24 protein-coding genes are annotated in these 23,609 nt (G+C 36.4%); 13 read left to right on the top strand and 11 right to left on the bottom strand.

The genetic code is table 11. The features are described from left to right. Positions 1–63: 63 nt before the first annotated feature. The 7 genes from MPR_RS16800 to MPR_RS16770 all read right to left on the bottom strand — a co-directional run bounded on the left by MPR_RS16800 (position 64) and on the right by MPR_RS16770 (position 7,295). Positions 64–2,799 (bottom strand): M16 family metallopeptidase, encoded by a 2,736-nt coding sequence (locus tag MPR_RS16800; protein WP_041894577.1) that lies wholly within the window; start codon positions 2,797–2,799, stop codon positions 64–66. A 136-nt stretch (positions 2,800–2,935) separates the two neighbouring features. Beyond that, positions 2,936–3,253 carry a thioredoxin gene (gene trxA, locus MPR_RS16795; RefSeq protein ID WP_006259770.1) on the bottom strand — a complete coding sequence of 106 codons (318 nt, stop codon included), beginning with the start codon at positions 3,251–3,253 and terminating at the stop codon, positions 2,936–2,938. A gap of 4 nt (positions 3,254–3,257) precedes the next feature. After that, positions 3,258–4,688 carry an MBL fold metallo-hydrolase gene (locus MPR_RS16790; protein WP_041894575.1) on the bottom strand — a complete coding sequence of 477 codons (1,431 nt, stop codon included), beginning with the start codon at positions 4,686–4,688 and terminating at the stop codon, positions 3,258–3,260. A 73-nt stretch (positions 4,689–4,761) separates the two neighbouring features. Further along, positions 4,762–5,553 (bottom strand): sulfite exporter TauE/SafE family protein, encoded by a 792-nt coding sequence (locus tag MPR_RS16785; protein WP_041894572.1) that lies wholly within the window; start codon positions 5,551–5,553, stop codon positions 4,762–4,764. 8 nt (positions 5,554–5,561) lie between these two features. After that, a complete protein-coding gene (locus MPR_RS16780; protein WP_025124570.1) occupies positions 5,562–6,194 on the bottom strand; it encodes a Crp/Fnr family transcriptional regulator in 633 nt (210 codons plus the stop codon). 89 nt (positions 6,195–6,283) lie between these two features. Continuing rightward, the gene (locus MPR_RS16775) at positions 6,284–6,697 is read right to left on the bottom strand and encodes a DUF6691 family protein (protein WP_041894570.1); all 414 of its coding nucleotides are present in this window, start codon (positions 6,695–6,697) and stop codon (positions 6,284–6,286) included. A 37-nt stretch (positions 6,698–6,734) separates the two neighbouring features. Continuing rightward, positions 6,735–7,295 (bottom strand): YeeE/YedE family protein, encoded by a 561-nt coding sequence (locus MPR_RS16770; protein ID WP_041894567.1) that lies wholly within the window; start codon positions 7,293–7,295, stop codon positions 6,735–6,737. A 657-nt stretch (positions 7,296–7,952) separates the two neighbouring features. Here MPR_RS16770 and MPR_RS16765 point away from each other — a divergent pair. The 8 genes from MPR_RS16765 (at position 7,953) to MPR_RS16730 (ending at position 16,296) form a co-directional block, all read left to right on the top strand. Next, on the top strand, positions 7,953–8,312 hold the full coding sequence (locus tag MPR_RS16765; protein WP_041894564.1) for a DsrE family protein: 360 nt from the start codon (positions 7,953–7,955) through the stop codon (positions 8,310–8,312). A gap of 64 nt (positions 8,313–8,376) precedes the next feature. Beyond that, positions 8,377–10,818: a bifunctional UDP-N-acetylmuramoyl-tripeptide:D-alanyl-D-alanine ligase/alanine racemase gene (locus tag MPR_RS16760; RefSeq protein WP_041894560.1), complete on the top strand. Its 2,442-nt coding sequence runs from the start codon at positions 8,377–8,379 to the stop codon at positions 10,816–10,818. A 44-nt stretch (positions 10,819–10,862) separates the two neighbouring features. Further along, the gene (gene mscL / locus MPR_RS16755; protein ID WP_006259762.1) at positions 10,863–11,300 is read left to right on the top strand and encodes a large conductance mechanosensitive channel protein MscL; all 438 of its coding nucleotides are present in this window, start codon (positions 10,863–10,865) and stop codon (positions 11,298–11,300) included. A 147-nt stretch (positions 11,301–11,447) separates the two neighbouring features. Beyond that, on the top strand, positions 11,448–12,059 hold the full coding sequence (locus MPR_RS16750) for a 4'-phosphopantetheinyl transferase family protein (RefSeq protein ID WP_041894558.1): 612 nt from the start codon (positions 11,448–11,450) through the stop codon (positions 12,057–12,059). Between the two features lie 49 nt (positions 12,060–12,108). After that, the gene (locus MPR_RS16745) at positions 12,109–12,831 is read left to right on the top strand and encodes a Bax inhibitor-1/YccA family protein (protein ID WP_006259756.1); all 723 of its coding nucleotides are present in this window, start codon (positions 12,109–12,111) and stop codon (positions 12,829–12,831) included. Between the two features lie 72 nt (positions 12,832–12,903). Continuing rightward, positions 12,904–13,530: a nicotinamide riboside transporter PnuC gene (gene pnuC, locus MPR_RS16740; RefSeq protein ID WP_041894555.1), complete on the top strand. Its 627-nt coding sequence runs from the start codon at positions 12,904–12,906 to the stop codon at positions 13,528–13,530. Next, on the top strand, positions 13,515–13,913 hold the full coding sequence (gene arfB, locus MPR_RS16735) for an alternative ribosome rescue aminoacyl-tRNA hydrolase ArfB (RefSeq protein WP_006259754.1): 399 nt from the start codon (positions 13,515–13,517) through the stop codon (positions 13,911–13,913). Before pnuC ends, arfB begins: the two co-directional genes overlap by 16 nt. Before the next feature lie 241 nt (positions 13,914–14,154). Beyond that, positions 14,155–16,296 (top strand): TonB-dependent receptor, encoded by a 2,142-nt coding sequence (locus MPR_RS16730; RefSeq protein ID WP_041894552.1) that lies wholly within the window; start codon positions 14,155–14,157, stop codon positions 16,294–16,296. Positions 16,297–16,698: 402 nt separating this feature from the next. Here the strand turns inward: MPR_RS16730 and MPR_RS16725 are convergent, their stop codons facing one another. Beyond that, a complete protein-coding gene (locus MPR_RS16725; protein ID WP_041894549.1) occupies positions 16,699–17,154 on the bottom strand; it encodes a Rieske (2Fe-2S) protein in 456 nt (151 codons plus the stop codon). 155 nt (positions 17,155–17,309) lie between these two features. Between MPR_RS16725 and greA the strand changes: the two genes are divergently transcribed. Both greA and MPR_RS16715 read left to right on the top strand, forming a co-directional pair. Beyond that, on the top strand, positions 17,310–17,786 hold the full coding sequence (gene greA / locus MPR_RS16720) for a transcription elongation factor GreA (RefSeq protein WP_006259751.1): 477 nt from the start codon (positions 17,310–17,312) through the stop codon (positions 17,784–17,786). A gap of 16 nt (positions 17,787–17,802) precedes the next feature. Beyond that, entirely contained in the window at positions 17,803–18,192 is a 390-nt protein-coding gene (locus MPR_RS16715) for an HIT family protein (RefSeq protein WP_006259750.1), read from the top strand. Positions 18,193–18,226: 34 nt separating this feature from the next. On the opposite strand, the gene MPR_RS16710 is transcribed toward MPR_RS16715, so the two are convergent. Then, positions 18,227–19,381 (bottom strand): sensor histidine kinase, encoded by a 1,155-nt coding sequence (locus MPR_RS16710; protein WP_041894547.1) that lies wholly within the window; start codon positions 19,379–19,381, stop codon positions 18,227–18,229. Between the two features lie 133 nt (positions 19,382–19,514). Between MPR_RS16710 and MPR_RS16705 the strand changes: the two genes are divergently transcribed. The 3 genes from MPR_RS16705 to aat are packed head-to-tail and all read left to right on the top strand — an operon-like array spanning position 19,515 to position 21,771. Beyond that, on the top strand, positions 19,515–20,387 hold the full coding sequence (locus tag MPR_RS16705; protein WP_006262284.1) for a flavin reductase family protein: 873 nt from the start codon (positions 19,515–19,517) through the stop codon (positions 20,385–20,387). Positions 20,388–20,412: 25 nt separating this feature from the next. Continuing rightward, the gene (locus MPR_RS19070; protein ID WP_041894544.1) at positions 20,413–21,072 is read left to right on the top strand and encodes a DUF3127 domain-containing protein; all 660 of its coding nucleotides are present in this window, start codon (positions 20,413–20,415) and stop codon (positions 21,070–21,072) included. Between the two features lie 48 nt (positions 21,073–21,120). After that, positions 21,121–21,771 (top strand): leucyl/phenylalanyl-tRNA--protein transferase, encoded by a 651-nt coding sequence (gene aat, locus MPR_RS16695; RefSeq protein ID WP_041894542.1) that lies wholly within the window; start codon positions 21,121–21,123, stop codon positions 21,769–21,771. On the opposite strand, the gene MPR_RS16690 is transcribed toward aat, so the two are convergent. Next, positions 21,761–22,483, bottom strand: a complete 723-nt coding sequence (locus MPR_RS16690; protein ID WP_041894538.1) for a HesA/MoeB/ThiF family protein — start codon at positions 22,481–22,483, stop codon at positions 21,761–21,763. The two genes, aat and MPR_RS16690, sit on opposite strands and share 11 nt — an antisense overlap. Before the next feature lie 15 nt (positions 22,484–22,498). After that, positions 22,499–23,608, bottom strand: coding sequence for a 2-iminoacetate synthase ThiH (gene thiH, locus MPR_RS16685; protein ID WP_041894536.1), 1,110 nt, complete (start codon positions 23,606–23,608; stop codon positions 22,499–22,501). Position 23,609 lies beyond the last annotated feature (1 nt).

Here is a 23,609-nt window from a genome sequence, read left to right as displayed (position 1 = left end):
GTGTATATAAATGTAAAAGCCGATTGAGTAATCAATCGGCTTTTTATTTAAAGTTTATTTGCTTTATTTTTTAGTAAAATCACCTGCATATACTGAAGTGAATTTAGAAGGCTGTAAGTACTTTTTAGCAGCGTCGTTCACTTGTTTGACAGTTAGTTTGTCTATCTCAGCATTTAACTTCTCGAAGTCACTAAATGGAATGTCATATAATAAGAAAGTAGAAGAAAGGTTGATTAGATAGTTGTCAAGGCCTAGATTAGTCTGTCTAGTACTTTTCCAACTTGTCTTATTAGCCAATAGTTCCTCTTCTGTAATACCTGTAGTAACTAACTTATTAAACTCTTCACCTATTGCTTTCTCTACATCAGCGCGCTTAGTAGGATTCATAAACGCATAGATCATCCAGCTAGCATTTTTGCTATTCGGGTCAGTAGCCACATTTAACGAAGTTCCTGCACCATAACTTATACCTTCTTTCTCACGAAGACGTTGAGGAATACGAGCAGTCATGAATCCACCACCCATTACTTCATTAGCGAATACTAAAGCAGCATAGTCAGGGTTGTTTTTATTCATCTCGAAGTCAAGTTTACCTACAGCTACAGCATTCTCTTTGTCAGGTGTTTGGAATACCTCTTTAGATTGTTTAGTGTTAGCATACTTAGGATAAGCTTTCTCATACTTCGCCTTACTATTAAAGTTGCCAAAAGTATCTTCAAATAACTTATCTACTTGCTTTTTATCTTGGATACCCACCGTAGTAGCGATACCATTATTCGCACCGAAGAAGTTAGTATAGAACTCTTTAATCTCACTTACCTTAACACTTTTTATCCCATCTATAGTTTCTTGTACAGAAGGAGTGTAGTAGATACTACCTTTATCCTCTTTTTCTGTCAACTGTGCTATTTTAGTAAAGGCTAACGACTGGGGATCGTTTAATTGAGATTCTAAGTAAGTGATGTTCTCTAGCTTAAGCTTTTCTAATTCAGACTCAGGGAATAGAGGGTTAGTCAAGACATCCTTAAGCACCTTCATCGTCTCATCTATTGTATTTCTATAAGCAGATACGTTAATGTTAATATGTTGACCATTAAAGTTGATATAAACAGAAGCCTTTAGTTGGTCAAGCTTATCTTTTATCTGTTGTTTAGTCATCGTCTTAGTACCTGCTGTTATTAACGACGCAGTCATACTTCCGATGTATTGTTTATTAAGCAAGTTTTGTTGATTACCTACAGGTAGAGAGATGTTCATTATAACTTTTTCTCCTTTGATATCTTTGTCTATCACACCGTACTTAAAGCCATTCTTCAACTTATTAGTAGAATAGTTCTTCTGTAGGTTAGCGATACTAGCTTCGAAAGGACGTAACTCAGCCGTAGCCTCTCTTCCTTTATAGTTCTCTACTAAAGCCTTGATATCTTTGTTTTGGAACTCATCAGCTTTCACTCTTACTTCGTCTTTAGAAGGGACGAACATACCTACAGTACGGTTATTATCTTTAAAGTACTTGTTCGCTACTCTATTGATATCCTCTAGTTTTAAGTTCTCTATATTGTCTCGATATAGATTAGCTAATCTATAATCACCTGCACCGATTATCTCTGTCAAGTTAATGGCTGTACTAATAGAGTTGTTCTTAATGTTCTCTAATTTCTTAAGTATTGTAGTTTTAGCTCTGTCTAAGTCTTCTTGTGTATATTTAAAAGAACCTACTTTAGCTAGAGAAGCTTTAATCTCCTGTAATGATTGTTTTTGGTCTTTATCATTTGGTAAGTCAAAATTAAATAAGATGAAACTAGCATCCCTTACTGTAGGACTAAACGCCCATAAACTTGATACTTTCTTAGTCTCTACTAGCTCTTTATATAAATACCCTGAAGGATCATTATTCAAGATAGATTCTAATGCAGTTAATGCCGCAAAGTCTTTATCTGCATAAGATGCTGTGTGATATAGCACCTGTATGTGCTTCGAGTCCCCTGCACGTCTTACCTCTATGAACTTCTCACCATCCTGAGCAGGCTCTACAGTGAAGATTTCGTCTAATACACGTTTCGGCTTAGGAATTACAGAGAAGTAGTCCTCTACGTATTTTAGAGCTTTCGCTTCATCGAACTTACCTGCTATCACTAGAGTAGCATTATCAGGCTGGTAGTATTTCTCATAGAATCGTCTTAATTGAGGTGTTTTAACGCGTTCGATGTCTTCTTTTGACCCGATAGTACTTAGTCCGTAGTTATGCCATAAATAAGCTGTATTTATAGTTCTTTCCATAAGTACGCCAGTAGGACTGTTCTCACCTATCTCAAACTCGTTTCGAACTACAGAGAATTCCTTGTCTAAATCAGATTGAAGTATAGTAGCATTGATCATACGATCTGCTTCCATCTCTAATGCCCAAGCTAAATTCTCATCGGTCGCAGCGAATACTTCATAATAGTTAGTACGGTCATACCAAGTAGTACCATTGGCTCTCCCGCCTTTATCAGATAACATCTTCTTAATATCACCTAGTTTAGTAGTGCTTTTAAAAAGCATGTGCTCTAATAGGTGAGCCATACCTTTCTCACCATACCCCTCATGTTTAGACCCTACATTGTACACAATATTAACTATCACATTATTCTGAGTAGCATCAGGAAGTAATAGAACCTTGAGTCCATTAGATAGTTTGTATTCTTTAATGTCTTCAACAGAGGTGACGAAAGTTGGTTTCTCTTTCTGTTGCGCATAAGCGCAATCTGCAGCACTTATTGTCAATGCGAACATAAGCGTGTAAACTATTTTTTTCATAAATTAGTAATTAAGGTTAATTGTTATAAATATATAATATTAATTATAATAAATTGAAAATCTGATAAATAGTAGGGTTTTAATATTTGAATAGTATTAGAAAAAATAAGGCTACTCTTGATAGAGTAGCCTTATTTTAATAATTATGTTTATACTGATCGATATGACCTAGTAGCGTCTGTTTATCCATATATCCAGACTGTTTCCACAGCAGTTTACCTTTTCTAAAAAGCATTAGTGTAGGTACACCTCTCATCTGGTATTGTGTGCTATATTGTGTGGTAAGAGCCGTATTCTTATCTACGTCTATTTTGATAATAGAGATATCATCTTGTAGCTCTTTTTTTACTTCCTCTAGCACAGGGGCTAGCATCTGACATGGACCGCACCATGTAGCGAAGAAATCAACTAAAGTTAACTGATCTCTATCGATTAACTCTTGAAAATTACTCATTGTATTATTGTTTAGTTGTTGGACATGTTGCTGTACAGCTACCTCCTTCTAATAATGGGATAGAAGTGTTCTTGATAGCGCCAAAACCTCCGATTACATCGATCATATTGTGGTATCCTCTAGCTTTTAGAATAGAAGACGCGATTAATGAACGGTACCCTCCAGCACAGTGGATAAAGAATTTACCTTCTGTTGGGAAGTCAGCGATATGCTCATTGATATAATCTAATGGGGAATGAGTCAAGTTTTTATAGTCGATATGAGCAGAATTGTATTCTCCAGGCTTACGTACATCTACTACTTTTATATCCTCATTCGCTATTTTATCAGCTAGTTCTTCTGCTGTTACTTGTTGTACAGTATCGTATTCAAATCCTTCTGTTTTCCAAGTAGAGAACCCTCCTTTTAAGTACCCTAGTGTATTGTCATACCCTACACGAGATAGACGGATCACAGCTTCTTCTTCACGTCCTTCTGGAGTGATTAATAAGATAGGCTGTTTAATATCTGTGATTAATGCACCTACCCAAGGAGCGAATTGACCATCTAATCCGATAAAGATAGCTCCTGGTATATGTCCACTAGCGAAGTCTGAAGCAGAACGCACATCTAATAATAAGGCACCAGACTCTTCTGCTAAAGCTTGAAACTCTTTTGGAGTAAGCGCTTTGTTGTTACTGATGATCGTCTCTACATTCTCATATCCTTCTTTATTTAACTTCACATTTAATGGGAAGTATGCAGGAGGAGGTAGTAGACCATCAGTTACTTCTTTTACGAATTCTGCTTCTGTCATATCAGCACGTAGCGCATAGTTCGTTTGTTTTTGATCTCCTAGTGTACCAACAGTTTCTTTGCTTAAGTTCTTTCCACACGCAGACCCAGCACCATGTGCAGGATATACGATAACGTCATCTGCTAATGGCATAATCTTCGTGCGTAAGCTATTGTATAGTGTAGCCGCTAATTGCTCTTGAGTCAAGTCAGCCGCTTTCTGAGCTAAGTCAGGACGACCTACATCACCTAAGAATAATGTATCTCCACTGAAGATAGCGTGATCTTTTCCATTCTCATCTTTTAGTAAGTACGTAGTACTCTCCATCGTATGACCAGGAGTATGTAATGCTGTGATTGTGATATTTCCTATTTTAAATACCTCTCCATCTGTAGCAATATGTGCCTTAAATGTTGGGTTAGCATTTGGTCCATATACGATAGGAGCGTTTGTTTTCTCAGCTAATGTAACGTGTCCACTCACGAAGTCTGCGTGGAAGTGTGTTTCGAAGATATATTTAATCGTCGCATTATCTTTAGCCGCTCTGTCTAAGTAAGGCTGTACCTCTCTTAGTGGATCGATGATTGCAACTTCTCCGTTGCTCTCTATATAGTAAGCTCCTTGAGCTAAACATCCTGTATAAATTTGTTCTATTTTCATATTGTAGTTTATTTCTTTGTTTGAAGTAAAAGTAAGAAGATGTTTTTAAAATGACAGTAACTTAGGTTACAAACTATAAAAACACTTCCTTAATTAGGATATAAATAGCCATGATTAGTACGAAATAACCAAAGCTCTTTTTTAAATTTTTATCAGGAACGTACTTTGTTAAATAGATCCCGATGAAGATTCCTACCATAGATATTCCACTAAAAGTAAGTAGCATCGCCCAGTCCATAGCGGTATGACCTAGATCACCTAAGAATCCTATTAAGGACTGTATAGCGATAATGCATAGTGAGGTACCGACAGCTTGTCTCATAGGCATCTTGGCAAATAAGACTAAGGCAGGTATGATTAAGAACCCTCCTCCAGCACCTACTGTACCTGCTAGTAGTCCGATTAGGATACCTTGTAATACTAACCCTGATAAGGCTGGCTTAGTATCTTGTACCTCTATCTCTTTTTTGGGTCTGATCATTTTAGTCGCCGAATTGAACATCACTAGGGCAAATAAGATCATCAGCACAATATTCTTATCTATACTCCAGCTACCGATGGATATTACATCTGGTACAAGTGGGAGTAAGTAGGCTCTCGTGATATATACTGTGATGACAGAGGGTATCCCGAAGAGTAATACTGTTTTTAGATCTACTTTTTTGTCTATATAGTTTTTTATACCTCCTACTAGGGAAGTAGATCCTACTATGAATAGTGAGTATGCTGTAGCTACGAAGGGCTCTACCTTCATGATATACACGAGGATAGGCACGGTGAGTATAGACCCACCACTACCGATAAGACCTAGTGATATCCCGATAAGTAAGGCTAGAGCATACCCTATTAATGCTGTATAATCCATATCTGTACTTAAGGCTTAAGTAGCTCGATATATTTTCTATTGAGCTGTATAATACCTTCGTTTTCTAAAGTTTTTAGTATTCTAGAGATTACTACTCTAGAGGTATTTAGTTCGTCAGCTAATTCTTGATGTGTATTGTTGATAAATCGACTGTTGTATATTTTCGCTTTACTTCTCAGTAAGTTACATAGACGTTCTTCCATATTCATGAAGGCAAGACTATCTATGGCAGTCAGCATCTCGTTCATACGGTTGTTATAACTGTTGAGTACGAAGTTTCGCCAAGTCTTGTATTTTACCAGCCATTCATCCATTTTCCCTACAGGAACTAAGACCACACTTCCATCGCGTTCTGCTATAGAGCGCACCTGACTCTTCGTCTCACCTAAGCAGCAGGTCAGTGTCATCGCGCAGGTATCGCCTTCTTCTATATAGTATAGTACGATCTCTCCCTCTCGCTGATCTTCTCTGATGATTTTGATAGCACCTTCTAGGAGTAGAGGAATCTTCTTGATGTATTCTCCTATCTCCATCAACTTTTCTCCTTCTTTAAAGTCTTTTATAGTAGATACTTCTATGATTTCTTCTAATAACTTTTCCTCAAAGGTAGAGCGGTACTTGTTTCGTATGATATGTTCCATAAAAGAATAAACAAATGAATTAATGGTTCTAAGTTACTTTATCGAGACAATATATCAAAAGTATTAGCTCCTTTAATCCATATTGATTATTAATGAGGAAGCCATTTTCTGATCAGTCCATAGAACCAAGTCCCTAATAATGCTCCGATGATCGCAATCAGAATAGGTAAAAAACCTGCTCCAAATAAGGCAAACATAGGCCCAGGACAAGCTCCTCCTAATGCCCATCCTAATCCGAAAAAGATACCTCCTATTAGATAGCGGGGTACACTCTTCTCTTTTGGGGTGAACTCTATTGGGTTACCAGAGAAGTCTTTGATATTCTTTTTCTTGATAATATAGGTTGCGATAACAGCGATAGTTAATGCCGTTCCCATAATCCCATACATGTGGAAGCTGTCGAATTGGAACATTTCATATATTCTGAACCAGGATGCCGCGCCAGACTTAAACATTCCTATCCCGAAAAGCATCCCGACTAATAAATAGGCTAATTTTTTCATTGTATCTTATTGATATAAATATTGTTAATCACTTGTGTTAGAAAATAAAAGGGAACAGTAGGTGTACCATAATTAACCCTCCTATAAAGAAGCCAATTACTGCTATTAAAGAAGGTAACTGTAGATTACTCAGTCCGCTGATCGCATGCCCTGAAGTACACCCTCCTGCATATCTAGAACCAAATCCTACGAAGAACCCTGCTAATAGTAGTAGTCCGATAGACTTAATAGAACCGAATACTTCATTAGAGAATAGCTCTGTAGGTATATATGCCTTGCCAGCACTTTCTATACCTAGTGTATGTAACTTCTCTATCGTCTGATCGGCTAGTGGTATCGCTGCAGGCTCGACACTCAAGAAGTGGTGTGCGATGAACCCTCCTAGGATAGTACCTACTAAGAAAAGTAAGTTCCACGTCTGAGCTTTCCAGTTAAAGCAGAAGAAATCACAACTCTTACCTGCTCCCATCATCGAGCACATGGTGCGTAGGTTAGAAGAGAACCCAAAAGATTTACCCATTAATAAAAGTAATATAAGTGTAGTAGCGATGAATAATCCTCCTACATACCAAGGCCATGGGCCATATATCCATTCCATAACATTTAATTTAATAAGACAAAGTTCTCGATTAAAATTGAGAAGAAATGTAACCTAGGATACACAGCACTTCTTTTTTGTTAGTATACCATTTATAATGAAAGATGATTTGATATAAGAATGGAAGTGAAAATTAATACTACGTAATACTGAGATAAGAGGAGAATGATGGGTGTATAAAAGGTGTCTTGTTGGACAAAAGTAGTTCTACGTCCATCATTCTCGGGGTATTGTCCATGTATTGTCGAAGGAAATGCCTGTAAAGCCTTATTTTACTAGGTGTAAGGGGGGTATTGTGATTGAGGTGGTGTAGGGGTTTTTTAGGGTTATTGTATTGATAACTAGTGTGTTGTTGTTTTTTGGTGGTAAAAAAAGTAAATCGTTTTTTTAGTAAGATTGCTCCTATAAATGGTTTTTGAGGTAATTTTTTAAAAAAAGAAGGTATTAAAAGTGAATTTAGGGTATAAATAGGAACTTATTTATGCTAAAAACAAAAAAAGAAATTCCTTTTTTTGAAAGGATAGATTTAGGTCTGAATAAAATTTTGAACAGAATAGTAGCAAAAGTTTGTGAGAGTTTATTAGTCGATATGAGCGGTTTTTAGTAGTTTTATAGAACTTAAAAAATAGAACCCAAAACTTAAAAATAGATATACTTATGAAAAATACAAAGCACAACGTTGTATTTCAATTAAACACAGACAACATTAACGAACAGAATGCACTAATGACTTATGTAACTAATGTTAGAAATCACTGGAAAGAGGATGTAACAATACAAGTAGTCGTGCATGGGCCTGGTATCGGAATGCTTAGAAAAAGCAAGACGATGGTAGGAGAACCTCTTAAGGCAGTGATGCAAAAAGGTATACAATTCTTTGCGTGTGAGAATACAATCAATGCTCGCAAAATAGAGAAATCAGATATTATCGAGAATGTAGGATTCGTACCTTCAGGATTAGTTTATATCATCGAAAAACAAGAAGAAGGTTGGTCTTATATAAAATGTAATTTTTAAGATTTTATATAGATAGAGAGTGGTATGACTCTCTTTACCTTTGTGTATCAAATAAGGCAAAGTAATGAAATTTAATACGGATGCGTTCTGTTCATTCATTGGAGCAGACATTATAGGAAACAGTAAGAGTGAATATGTAGATATTTCGAATATATCCGTAGACAGCAGGTCATTGCAGAATGATCAGCACACTTTATTTTTTGCATTAAAAGGAGGTAATCATGATGGACATGATTATATCGAAGAATTGGTAAATAAAGGAGTCAGATATATCGTCATCTCTGACCAGACTAAGGTATGTCCTATAGAAGGAGTACTTTTCTTTAAAGTTAATAATACATTAGCTGCACTTCAGGGTGCGGCTATTTTTCATAGAGATCGTTTTGATTTTCCAGTTATCGGAATTACAGGTAGTAAAGGAAAGACGGTAGTAAAAGAATGGCTTAACTATCTACTGAGCGAAGAGTATAAGATCATCAAGAGCCCTAAGAGTTATAATTCTCAGACGGGTGTGCCACTATCTGTATTTGGGATAGAGGAGAAGCACAACTTAGGTATCTTCGAAGTTGGAATTTCTACTGTGGGTGAAATGGAGAGACTTACTAAGGTGGTCAAACCTACTATAGGTGTTTTTACTGCGCTTACAGAAGAGCATGGAGAAGGGTTTCGCTCATTAGAAGAAAAAGTGAGTGAGAAAGCTAAACTATTCCAGGATGCTGAGGTGGTTATTTGTGAGCAGAATGAGTTGTTATTACAATATTTTAGTTCTGTTGCCTCTGTATATACTTGGAGTCTGATAGATAAGTCAGCTAATGTCTATGGACAGCTTCATTCCTCTAGTCTTACCGTATCTATTGATCAAGGTGATTCGTATTCAGTAGAACTTCCATTCACAGATGATAGTTCTGTGCGTAATATAATGACTTGTATTAGTACGATGTCTTACTTAGGATATGACTCAGAGAAGATTGCACAGCGTATCCAAGGACTTTATCCTGTAGAACTGCGTATGCAGGTAAAGAATGGTGTGAATAACTGTACGATAATAGATGATGCGTATAATGCAGATTATCAGTCGCTATCTATCGCTCTTGACTTTCTTGATAAACATAAGGTAAGCGCGTCTAAGACTGTGATACTATCCGATATGTTTAAGAGTGGATATGAAGAAGAGGAAATATATGGTCAGTTAAAAGAGCTGTTGTCTACACATCAGATAACTCGTGTGATCGGTATAGGAGAACATATAAGTAAGTATCTAATCGGGACGACGAATACTTATCTATATAGAGATACTGAGGAGTTCTTACAGAAAGTATCGGTAGAGGATTTTAGTGATGAGAATATCTTAGTCAAAGGAGCTAGAGGATTCCGCTTTGACAGAATCGTCACGATGCTAGAGAAGAAGACACATGAGACTGTACTAGAAGTTAATCTTACTGCGATGTGTCACAATCTTAATTTTTATCGTTCAAAACTAAAGCCAGAGACTAAAGTAATGGTCATGGTGAAGGCATTCGGATATGGGAATGGTAGCTATGAAGTAGCGAAATTATTAGCTCATGAGAAGGTAGATTATCTAGGAGTAGCTTTTGCAGATGAGGGTATAGAATTGCGCAAAGCTGGTGTGAATACTAAGATTATCGTGATGAATCCTGAGATTAATGCATTCTCAGCGATGATAGCGTATGATCTAGAACCAGAGGTTTACTCTGTACGTGAGCTCAATGCATTCTTAAAAGTAGCTAGAGAACGCAACTGTTATGAATATCCTATCCATATCAAGCTAGATACAGGTATGCATAGACATGGCTTTTTGACAGAGGATCTAGATGAGTTAATAGAAGTGCTTAGACATACTAATGTGGTCGAAGTCAAATCTATATTCTCACATTTATCATCAAGTGACATGCCTGAATATACAGACTTTACGCTTGGGCAGATAGAGATGTTTACACATAACTCAGATAAATTAATACAAGAATTAGGGATTAATCCGATACGCCATATTCTGAATACATCCGGTATTTTTAACTTTTCGGAGCATCAGTTTGATATGGTTCGATTGGGAATAGGACTGTATGGAGTTGGTAATGATAGAGAAGAAATGCAACAATTGGCTAATGTCAGTACGCTTAAAACTCGCATTATGCAAATCAAAGAAATCAAAGATAAAGACAGTGTAGGATACGGTCGAAGATTTCGCGCAGAAGGTAAAACACGTATTGCTACAGTACCAATAGGATATGCTGATGGAGTACATCGCTCATGGGGTCCTGTGGGATATGTCTTAGTAAATGGGCAAAAAGCAGAGATCACTGGATCTATCTGTATGGATATGCTAATGATCAATGTAACAGAAATAAAATGTCAAGAAAATGATGAAGTTATTATTTTTGGTAAAGATCTGCCAGTCACTATTATAGCAGATAAAATAAAAACAATACCATATGAGATTTTAACGAGTATCGCACTTCGCGTTAAAAGAATTTTTTTTATAGAGTAAAAAAGTTATATTTTTAACTATTCAAAACTTAAACAATAAAGACTATGGGATTTGTAAAAGAATTTAAAGAATTCGCTGTCAAAGGCAATGTAATGGACCTAGCGGTAGGGGTAATCATCGGGGGAGCATTCGGTAAAATTGTAACGAGTGTTGTAAACGATGTTATTATGCCATTAGTATCTGCTATTATCGGAACACCTGATTTCACTAATATGTATGTAGTGTTAAAAGGTGATGCACCTGATGGGGCACCTCTAGCAGCAGCAAGAGGAATAGATGGTAATGTTGTATTTGCTTATGGTAGCTTTATTACTGAGGTAATCAACTTTACATTATTAGCTCTATGTGTATTCCTTTTAGTAAAAGGAGTTAACTCATTAAGAAAGAAAGAAGAGGCTGCACCAGAAGCACCTGCAGGACCACCAGCACCAACTCAAGAGGATCTTTTAGCAGAAATCAGAGACTTGTTAAAGAAACAATAATAATTGGATTCAATTAATAATTTAGAAGCCGCTCACCCGAGCGGCTTTTTTTGTGGATTAAAAAGTCAGTATTTACCATTGAGTAAAATGTTTTTTTAAGAGTTTTTATTATTCAAGTATATTTGTCTGCATAATTAAATAGATAAGATGCCTTTAGTAAAAGAAATCAAAGGAATAACCTATAAGGTATTAGTTTGGAAAGTAGAAGAGAATCTTGAGGAATTGATGAATGGTGTTGTTCTACAAGAGCGCTCTTCTGAGCGATTAAAAGGAATGAAATCTGAAGTACACCAAAAGGGATTTATGGCAGTCAGACAGTTGCTGCATTATGGAGGATATAGCGATAGCGATTTGTGTTATGATATAAATGGTAGACCTAGTCTTAGTGATGGTTCATTTATCTCTATTTCGCACTCGTTTGAGTATGCTAGTATTATCATTGGCAAGGAGAATGTGGGTATAGATGTAGAGATGAAACGCGATAAGATAAAGCGTATTGCAAATAAGTTTTGCAATGAAGATGAACTAAACACAGTTTTCAATTCTTCGAATGAGATTGATACATTAACAGAGATATGGTGTGCGAAAGAAGCTATGTTTAAGATGTGTGAGTCACGTAGCCTGAGTTTTAAAAGTGATATGCAGGTAGAACTTAAAACGAAAGAATGTTTTGTTAATAATGAAGTTTTTAATCAAAAATTCGAATATAAAACGATAGAATTAGATAACTTTGTGTTGGTTTATGCATTAGAGTCTTAATGCAATAGTAATTTTAAAAAGATAATTAGTACTTTTGAGAAAAATATAGATGATGAAAAACAATTTTGAAAATGTTGATTACACGCTTCCTGTAGCTATGGAGTCTGAAGTAGTAAGAGCACAGTTTTATAAAAAGACTTATGCTACTTTAGCAGCAGGAGTATTAGCTTTTATTGTATTAGAAGCTATTATGTTGAACACGCCTTTCATTGTAGAAGGGATGTTTACTATTATTGGGATGGGTAAGTTCTCATGGTTGATCGTGCTAGGTGCCTTTATGGGGATCACTTGGTATGCACAGAGACTTGCTGATAACTCAGTAGATAAGAAGGTGCAGTATGCTGGACTGTTTTTATACGTATTAGCAGAGGCATTTATCTTTGTGCCTATTTTATATATCGCTATGTCTATGACTAATGACCTTACTCTGATTTCTCAGGCAGGTATTATGACATTGGCTTTATTTGGAGGATTGACAGGAGTAGTATTTAGCTCTAATGCTAACTTCTCTTTTATGAGATCTATCCTTAGTATTGGATTCTTCTTAGCGTTAGGTACTATTATTTGTGGTATGATCTTCGGATTTAACCTTGGGTTATGGTTCTCTTTAGCGATGGTAGCTTTAGCTTCTGGATCGATCTTATACTCTACATGGCAGATTAAAAATGAATACGCAGCTAACCAACACGTACCAGCTGCTCTATCATTATTTGCTTCGTTAATGTTACTTTTCTGGTATATTCTGAGAATTGTAATGAGTAGAAACAACTAATTAGAAAGATATATTATACTTTTGAACCGCATTCCATGAAGAGTGCGGTTTTTTATTTTAAGTGTATTTGTTATGATTGACTTTTTTTTTGGAGCATATAGAGAGGCTAGTACGCTTCAGATAGTGTTAGAATCTATAGTATTTATCTTTGGGATTATGAGTGTATGGTATGCGGGTAAGGAGAACATCCTTGTCTATCCTACAGGCATTATTGCTACGATTATCACTGTTTACTTACTCTATGTGATAGGATATTATGGAGACATGATCTTGAATGGATATTACTCTATCATGAGTGTATATGGTTGGTATAACTGGTCTAGACAGAAAGACGGAGATACTCTTCTAAAGATTAGTCGTACGAACACCAGTGAGAAAATGAAAGGACTTATCATATTCGCAGTTACTCTTGTGATCATCTATGGCGTTTATCACTTCTCTGGCAAAGAGATCCTACCTGAGAACTATATAGACATTATCACATCAGGTATCTTCTTCACAGGAATGTACTATATGGCACTAAAGAAGATAGAGAACTGGACACTGTGGATCATAGGAGATATTATCTCTGTTCCGTTATATGCTTATAGAGGATATGGGATATTAGCAGTACAATTTGCTATCTTTACAGTATTAGCTACGATGGCTTATATATCGTGGTATAAAACAATAAATAGAGAAAAATGCTTAGAGAAATAATAGAAAGAGAATTGACATTTAAGGCTGTACGCAGTAGTGGAGCTGGTGGTCAGAATGTAAATAAAGTATCGTCTAAAGTGGTTCTATCTTGGGATTGTCTAAACTCTCAAGGAGTAACAGAAGAAGAGAGAACACTGCTATTAGAACGTCTGAAAAATAGATTTAATAAAGAAGGTGTACTTATTCTAGACGCAGATAATACACGTAGTCAGGTTAAGAATAAAGAGATTGTTATTGATCGTTTCTTTCAGTTATTAGCGATAGGACTACACATCGAGAAAGAACGTAGAGAGACGAAAACTCCTCGTAGAGTATTGCAAAAAAGAAAAGACAATAAACAACAGAATTCTTTAAAGAAAGCCTTGAGAAAGAGAGTGTTTTAACCAAAAAGGTGTTAAACATCTCTTCTTCTTAGATATAGTTGTTTTTCTCTTGAAAAACAGCCTATATTTGTACCATAAATCTCAAAGGGGTGCCGTACGGCTGAGATCATACCCATAGAACCTGGGCGGGTAATGCTGCCAAGGGAGTATATACAGTTCATTCTAGAACTGTTGTGGACTAGTGTAATTATTAATTAATAAGAATAATTGCCCCTTTTATTTGTAGATATTTTTTTTACGAATGAAAAAAACATTACTTCAATCTTTATTTTTAACTGCTGTTTGTGCAAGTTCGACCTATGCACAAGAGAAACAAGTTAAAGATTCTGTTCAACAATCAACACTTAACGAGATCGTATTATCAGCTGTTCGTGCAGATGAGAAGACGCCTATCGCTTATGCTAACTTGTCTAAGAATGAGATCGGAAAGCGCAATCTCGGACAAGATATCCCTACCATCATGTCTTATATGACCTCAGTAGTGACTACTACAGATGCTGGTAACGGGATAGGTTACTCTAGCTTCAGAGTACGAGGATCAGACGCTACACGTGTCAACGTGACCTTAAACGGGATTCCCTATAATGATGGAGAGTCACAAGGTTCGTTTTGGGTAAATATGCCAGACTTTACATCATCTGTCCAGAATCTACAGTTACAGCGTGGTGTAGGTACTTCTACTAACGGATCAGCCGCATTCGGTGCGAGTCTTAATCTAAAGACAGATGACTTCTCACATGAGGCGAATGGAGAAATCTCTAATTCTTTTGGAAGTTATAATACGCGTAAGTCTACTGTGAAGTTTAGCACAGGATTGATCAATGATAAGTTTGAGATTGCTGGTCGTCTATCAGATATGAAGTCTGATGGGTATATAGATCGTGCGTCTTCTAGGATGAAGTCATACTACTTACAAGGAGTGTATGTAGGTGAGACATCGTTAGTAAAGGCTGTGGTATTCGGTGGTAAGCAGAAGACTTATCAAGCGTGGAATGGTGTATCTCAGGAAGACATAGATAAGTACGGTCGTCGCTATAACCCTGCAGGGAAGTATAAGGATGATCAAGGTAATACGCAGTTCTATGACAATGAAACGGATAATTATATTCAGACACACTATCAGCTACATTGGAGCGAGAAGTGGTCACCAGCATGGTCATCTAACGTATCACTTCACTATACTAAGGGCGATGGATATTATGAGAACTATAAGACGAACCAGAAGTTTAAGACTTATGGATTCCAACCTATCATCGTAGACGGTAAGGAGGTAAATAAGACAGACCTTATCAGACAGAAGAGTTTAGCGAATCATTTCTACGGTATGGTGTTTAATACGAACTATACTACGGATAAGCTTAATGTAATAGTAGGGGGAGGAGCGAATAAATATGAAGGAGACCACTTCGGTAATGTGTTGTGGACTAGAGAGCCCGTGAAGATAGCACCTAACTATGAGTACTACAGAGACGATGCTGTAAAGACAGACCTTAACTTCTATGCGAAAGCTACTTGGCAGTTCGCTGATCAGTGGAGCTTATATGGAGATATGCAGTATAGACGTGTTACTTATGAGGCTAATGGTATCGAGACAGGGTTAGTAGATGATAAATTTAACTTCTTTAACCCAAAAGGAGGTATTACTTATCAGCTGAATGATTCGAACCAACTATATTTCTCTTATGCTAAAGGGAATAGAGAGCCGAATAGAAAGGACTACGAAGGCGAAGGAAAACCTAAGTCTGAGAGCATGGATGACTATGAGCTAGGATGGAGATTTAAAGGAGACCGTGCTACTGTGAATGTGAACGCATACTATATGAAGTATAGAAACCAACTTATTTTAACAGGAGAAATAAACGATGTAGGAGCTATGTTAAGAGCAAATAGTGGTGATAGTTATAGAGCGGGTATCGAGATCGATGCGAATGTGAGAATATTAGATAAGTTATATTGGGCACCTAGTATGACTATTAGTGCTAATAAGAATAAGAACTTTATGACGACTGTAGATGGACTACCTATAAATCTAGGTACTACGAATATCGCGTTCTCTCCTGATTTTATCGCATCTAATGCCATTACGTATTTACCTGTAGAGGGGATGAGTGTATCTCTTCTAACGAAGTTCGTAGGAGAACAATATATGGCTAACTTAGATGCTAAGGAATCAAAGCTTGATTCATATTTTATCAACGATCTAAGTGCTACTTATGAGTTCCCGATTAAAGGATGGGTACGATCAGTAGGTGTATCTGTATTGGCAAATAATATATTTAATGTAAAATATATGTCTAATGGATATTATGACCCAGAATGGGGACCATCATATTATCCACAGGCAGAGTTTAATATCTTGGCAGGACTGACTATTAAGTTCTAATCCATATTAATAAACAATCTAATAGGCTAGATTATTTATAGAGACCACCATAGCGATATGGTGGTTTTTTTTGGTTTTGTTTTATCGTAATGTTGCTGTTAGTAAGATGCTGTAGGTCTTATGAGGTATAATGAACTGATATGGAGAGAATGACTCTATTTGCTCTTTTTGACTTATAATGGAGAATTTTTTTTGTTTTAAATGATTGAAATACAGGTGTTTATTCTTTTTTGTTTTTATGTTGTTCGGAAGTTATTCGGTAATAACTAGTATTTACTTGGGTTGAGAGGATGTTTACCGAACTGTACTAAATCTCTACCCGAACCATCTCCACAAGAGAGTAATGTACAAAAAAAATACTCCGATGAAGGAGTATTGATATAGATTGATAGGATTTACTTATTAGTAAGTTACGAAGATATTATCACCACTTTTCCTTACAGGATAAGGCTTCAGTTGGTTGTATTGTAGCCCTGGTTTTATAGACTGTCCGTTGCCTAGATAGAAGGCAGGTTCTTCTCCATTATGCTGAAGTTTATTGGTACAGTATACATACGGATCGTTAGGCTTTTTTTGTACTAATCTAGACGTGACAGGGTCAAACGCATGATCAGGACAGGTTAGATCATAAGCGAAATATTGTGAGCCAGCGTTGAATATTGCTACACCTATAATACCGTGATTATAGGTTACATAAGTTCCGTTCTGATATCTTAGGAAGTCTGCATCTGCTTGGTACAGATTTACCATAAGATTGACTTTTACATTAGGTAGATAAGGGTTGTGATACCCACTACCACTTTTACTACATGCTGTAGATATTAGTAAAGTAAATAGGATTAGAAATAATTTCTTCATTTTAATAAACTATTTGAAAAACAAATTTAATTATTTAACTTTGACAAATATAGTAGAACAGTTAATTATTGATTTAACGATAAAAATAAAAATATCTTTATAGCGAAGAATCCCGTTTTTATGGGATTTTTTCTATTTATATAAACGTGTTAATTATGAGTAAGATTTCGTATTATACTGCGGAGGGTCTTAAAAAACTAAAAGACGAGTTAGAGCAGTTGAAGAGTGTGGAGCGTCCAAAGGCATCTCAAGCTATTGCAGATGCGAGAGATAAGGGAGACTTATCTGAGAATGCAGAGTATGATGCCGCTAAGGAAGCACAAGGTTTATTAGAACTAAAAATAGCAAAAGTAGAGGAAGTAGTAGCTAATGCTAGGTTGATAGACGAATCTCAGTTAGATATGTCTAAAGCTTTAGTATTATCTAAAGTGAAAATAAAGAATCAAGCTAATGGAATGGAGATTACCTATACATTAGTAGCTGAAAGTGAAGCAGACCTAAAAGCTGCAAAAATTTCAGTAACTTCACCTATCGGAAGAGGACTTCTAGGCAAATCTGTTGGAGATGTAGCGGAAATCCAAGTTCCTAATGGAATCATGAAGTTCGAGATTCTAGAAATCACTAGAGACTAATTTTAAAAAATATAGTATGAGTTCTATTTTCACTAAAATCATTACTGGAGAGATCCCTGCCTATAAGGTAGCAGAGGATGATAATTTCCTTGCGTTCTTAGATATTAATCCGAATGCGAAGGGACATACGCTATGTATTCCAAAAAAGGAAATCAATAAGATTTTTGATATGGAAGAGGATCATTATATGGAATTGATGAGGTTCTCTCGTAAGGTGGCTAAGGCTTTAGAGTTAGCTGTACCGTGTAAGAGAGTAGGGATGGCAGTAGTAGGGTTAGAAGTACCTCACGTACATGTGCATTTAATCCCTCTTCAAGAAATGGATGATATGCGTTTCATTAAGAAAGAAAAGCTAACTCCAGAAGAGTTTGAGAGTGTAGCTAAAGCTATTAACAGTCATTTATAAGACTGTATGGATAATGTAACAAAGGCTGTCTAGATTATAGGTCAGCCTTTTTTTTGTGATATGTGATACAGAATGTAGTTCCTTTACCTATTTCTGATTGCGTTACTTTAATCTTTCCATTTTGGAATTCTTCTACAATTCTCTTTGTTAGAGATAGTCCTAGCCCCCATCCACGTTTCTTAGTCGTGTATCCCGGCTCGAAGATTTTATTAAACATCTTCTTTGGTATCCCACTTCCTGTATCTGTTACATAAATATTGACAGTCTTCTCAGTATCTTGGATCAGGATAGCTAGTTTCCCTTTTCCTTTCATGGCATCGATAGCATTTTTGATTAGGTTCTCTATGGTCCAGCTGTGTAATTCCTTGTTTAGAGGAATATTAATTTCGTAGTCAGGACAGTCTAGTGTGAAGATAATCTGCTTAGAGTTTCTCAGGGAGAAGTAATCAAATGACTTTCTCGTTTCTGATACGATATCTACATTCGTTAACTTCGGTATAGACCCGATCTTAGAAAAACGATCCGCTATTATCTGAAGTTTTTTGACATCTTTTTCTATCTCTTCAGTGATCTCAGGACTTATATTATCTAATCTCATGATCTCTACCCATCCTAGTAGTGAGGATAGAGGTGTACCTATCTGATGGGCTGTTTCTTTCGCCATTCCTGTCCATAGCTTGTTCTGAGTAGCGATTTTATTACTTCTATAGAAGTAGAATAACAGTACTGTGAAGAATAAGAATATCAGTACTAGTGTTACAGGATAGTACTTTAGCTTGGTCAGTAAGGAAGAGTTACCATAATAGACATACTGAGTTTGTTTACCTACCTTTAGGATAATAGGTGGGTTCTGAAACTTCAGTTTGCGCAATAGGGCTTGTTTTTTCTCAGGCGTATTGACTATTTGTTCATCTATATTATTTAGAGAGATGATTTTATCATGCTCATCTGTCTGGATGATAGGGATAGTCTTATTCTCCATAATGATCAGAAAAGGTAGAGAAACGTCAGCTTCTATAGAAGTGGCTATATCAAGTGTATTCAGCGCTTCTGCCCAGATTTTCATCTTGGTTCTCTCCTCTGTCTTATAGGTTTGAAAAAAGGAATACGTGTTCCAAAGGATGACTAATAAGGTGATTAAGGCTGCAGTAATTACTGACCAACGAAATATTTCTTTTTTACTTCTCAAGTTCTGATATGGGTTTTATGAACATTTAAAAGTAATTAAAATAAATGAATTGAATTTAGTTTAATGAAGTATTAAAAATTTTATCGTTCCTAAAAGCTTTTGTAACTTTACTTTTCGTCAACTAAATATATATATGAAATCTATAGAACCTAAAGATATATCTGTAGTAGAATTACAGAGATTAATGCAAACGTCTATCGGACCTCGTCCTATAGCACTAGCAAGTACCGTAGATGCTGATGGTAGACCTAATCTGTCTCCGTTTAGCTTCTTTAATATGGTGAGTACTAACCCGCCTATATTGGTATTCTCTCCGTCTAGACGTGTTAGAGATAATACGAATAAGCATACCCTATTTAATGTACAAGCTAATCTACAAGTAGTGATTAATGTGGTGACTTATGATATGGTACAGCAGACTTCTCTATCTAGTACAGAGTATAAGGATGGGGTGAATGAGTTTGTCAAATCAGGATTGACTATGGTGCCATCTGATATCGTGAAACCATTCAGAGTTAAAGAAAGTCCAGTGCAGTATGAATGTGTTGTACAGGAGGTAATCGGACTGGGTAATGATGGAGGTGCTGGTAATCTAGTGATCTGTGAGGTGGTAAAAATACATGTCAATGAGGATATATTAGATGAGAACGGACAGATAGATCAGCATAAGATAGATCTAGTAGCACGTATGGGAGCGAACTGGTATACTCGTGCGAATGATGGTATATTCGAAGTAGAAAAACCATTGACTACACTAGGCCTAGGAGTAGATGCACTACCAGAAGGAGTAGTGGAGAGTGGAGTATTTTCTGGTAATGACCTTGGAATATTAGGTAATGTAGAGCAGCTGCCTACTGAAGAGGAGGTTGCTTCTTTTGTGAATGCAAATGAAGAGTTAAAAGAAATTTTGGTTGCTAAGAATCAAATCAATAAATTTAAATTAGCAAAAAAATATTTAGAAGAAAATAATGTACCTTTGGCTTGGAAAACAATTTTAGCCAAATAGATTGTAATTAAAAAAAGAGATTAAAATGGAAGTTACAGGAAGAATCAAATTAATTGGACATACACAAGATATCAGTTCATCATTCAGAAAGAGAGAAGTAGTAGTGACTACTGAAGAGCAATATCCTCAGCACATTATGATTGAGTTTACACAAGATAAAGTAAGTTTATTAGACTCTTATCAAGTAGGTGAGCAAGTACGTGTATCTATTAATTTGAGAGGTAGAGAGTGGCAAAGTCCACAAGGAGAAATCAGATACTTTAATACAATCCAAGGGTGGAGAATAGAGCACATGATGCCAGCTCAACAAGGTGGTAATATGGGACAAAACCAACAACCATATATGGGACAACAAGATAATATGCAGTCTCAATACGGAAATGCTGGTATGCAACAACAATCTAACCAACAACAAGGTTTCGCTCAGAACAATCAAGCTCAACAACAAGGTGGGTTTAATCAAGGGCAACAAGGTGGTTTTGCTCAAAATAACCAAGGACAACAAGGAGGATTTAACCAAAATCAACAACAAGGTTTTGCTCAGAATACTCAATCTCAACAAATGGGAGGGTTCAATCAAAACCAAAACCAACAAGGTTTTAACCAAGGACAAAGTAATATGGGACAACAGTTTCCTCCTGCTTCAAGCTATATGGAGGAAGATCACGATGATTTACCATTCTAAAAAATATTCTTTTAAGATGTCCCTAAGATTATTCTTAGGGACTTTTTTATGCTTATGATAACAGTCTTAGACAGTGATTACTTATACTTTCCAGCAGTAGATAATACGCATGAATCTGGAATTTTAGCCATAGGAGGTGATTTATCAGCTAATAGATTGATATTAGCGTATAAGTCAGGTATATTCCCTTGGTTTGAAGATGGAGAGCCTATTACATGGTGGTCTCCTAGTATGCGTATGGTGCTAGAGCCTGAAGAGGTATATATCTCTAAGAGTATGCGTAGTATCTTAAAGAAAAATATATTTACAGTTACTTTTAATACTTGTTTTGCAGATGTAATTAATAATTGTCAGAACGCTAAGCGCGATGGGCAGTTAGGTACTTGGATTACAGATGATATGATCAAGGCATACTGCAATCTACATGACTTAGGCATCGCTAAATCTGTAGAGGTTTGGCAAGATGGAGAACTGGTAGGTGGTCTCTATGGTGTAGATATGAAACCTGTGTTCTGTGGAGAGAGTATGTTCTCCTTCGTACCAAATGCTAGTAAAGTAGCTTTTATCTACTTATGTGAATATCTAAGAGATAAAAAATATAAGCTACTAGACTGTCAAGTATATAATGATCATCTAAGTTCTTTAGGTGCTTATGAGATACCTAGAGAGGTATTTCTAGAATATTTACCTAATAGGTAACGCTACCATACTTCAGTTTGTTTATTTCCCAGGTCAATGTGTTTAGGATAAGAAGTTGACCAGAAAGTGAGGGAAGGTCTAAGATAACTTTCAGTGTCTCATGAGCCATGATAGTCCCTATTATACCAGGGAATGTACCAAGTACCCCATTAAGACTACAGTTAGGAACATCTTCTGGAGCAGGTGGTTCAGGGAAGAGATCACGGAGGTTGGCATTGTTATGATGATTAAACACACTCACCTGACCTTCAAATCCCATAATAGTTCCGTAGACTAGTGTCTTGTCTAAGGTTACACATGTGTCATTCACTAGATAGCGTGTGCTAAAATTATCACTACCATCTACGATAATATCGAATGAACCCAGAATAGATACTGCATTATCAGAGGTTAACTGTTCATCGTATATTGTAAAGTGGATATGTGGGTTTATTTGTTCGATGCGTTGTTTGGCTATACTAGTTTTGTTTTTGTTGATGTCAGCTTCCGTAAATAGTATTTGTCTGTGAAGGTTGTGATGTTCTATAGTATCAAAGTCTATTACCCCTAGTGTACCTACACCACAACTAGCAAGGTAAGTTAGCACTGGAGAACCTAACCCTCCAGCACCTATTACTAATACCTTAGCTTGTTTTATCTTCATCTGACCTTCTATACCTACTTCAGGTAGATTCATCTGTCTGTTATATCGTAAGAAATCTGTTGTATCCATACTACAATTGTTTTGTTATTGATAGGCTTTATCCCAGTCTTTCCATATAGGATCATATCCTGCTTCTTTTATCAGGTGATATATCTCTGATGTACTTCTAGTATCACAGATCTCAAATTGTTCTAATGAGTCTTCTGCCACACTATATCCTCCTGGATTCGTTTTTGAACCAGCACTCATGGTAGTAGCCCCTAGTTTAAATACATTGTTTCTCAGTATCTCACTCTCACGGGTAGAGATAGATATCTCTAGGTCTTCATTCCATATTCTGTATGCACATAAGAGCTGTATGAGGTCTCTATCTTCCATGATGAAGTTAGGTTCTATAACGCCTTCTGCAGGTCTTAGTCTAGGGAAGGATACAGAGTACTTCGTTTGCCAATAAGTCTTTTGTAGATAGTCGATATGTAACGCATTAAAGAAGCTATCTACTCGCCAGTCTTCTAGACCTAGGAGAACGCCTAGCCCTATCTTATGTATGCCTGCTCTCCCTATTCTATCAGGAGTATCTAATCTATATTCAAAGTTAGATTTCTTCCCTTTTGGGTGGTATTGTTTATATACCTCTTTATGGTAGGTCTCTTGATATACTAGTACAGCATATACACCTAGATCAGCTAGCTGTTCGTACTCATCTTGTTTTAGGGGTTGTACCTCTATAGAGATGGTAGAAAAAGACTGCTGTATCTGTTCTATACTCTGTTTGAAGTAATTGATATTGACTACGTGATTAGCTTCTCCTGTTACGAGTAGAATATGATCATACCCTTGCGCTTTAACTACTTTGACTTCTTGTTCTATTTCTTGTGGAGAGAGAGTCTTTCTACGAATGTTGTTATCTAAGCTGAAGCCACAATACGTACAGATATTATTACACTCGTTACTCAGATACATCGGAGCATATAGTGATATCGTCTTGCCAAATCTTTTCTGAGTAAGCTGTTGACTCTGCTGAGCCATCTCTTCTAGATAGGGTGTAGCAGCAGGAGAGATAAGATGGATAAAGTCTTTGAGGGTCTTCTTATTCTTAGCTAAGCTCTGTTTTACTTGTGTAGAGGTTGTCTCATAGATTGTTTTCTTAATCTCTTCCCAGTCGTATTGTTCATAAGTTTGTATAAAGGACATA

It is taken from the genome of Myroides profundi, from assembly GCF_000833025.1.
GTDB lineage: Bacteria > Bacteroidota > Bacteroidia > Flavobacteriales > Flavobacteriaceae > Flavobacterium > Flavobacterium profundi_A.
Note: the sequence above shows the minus strand (reverse complement) of the source record. Positions and strands in the feature narration are given on the sequence as shown.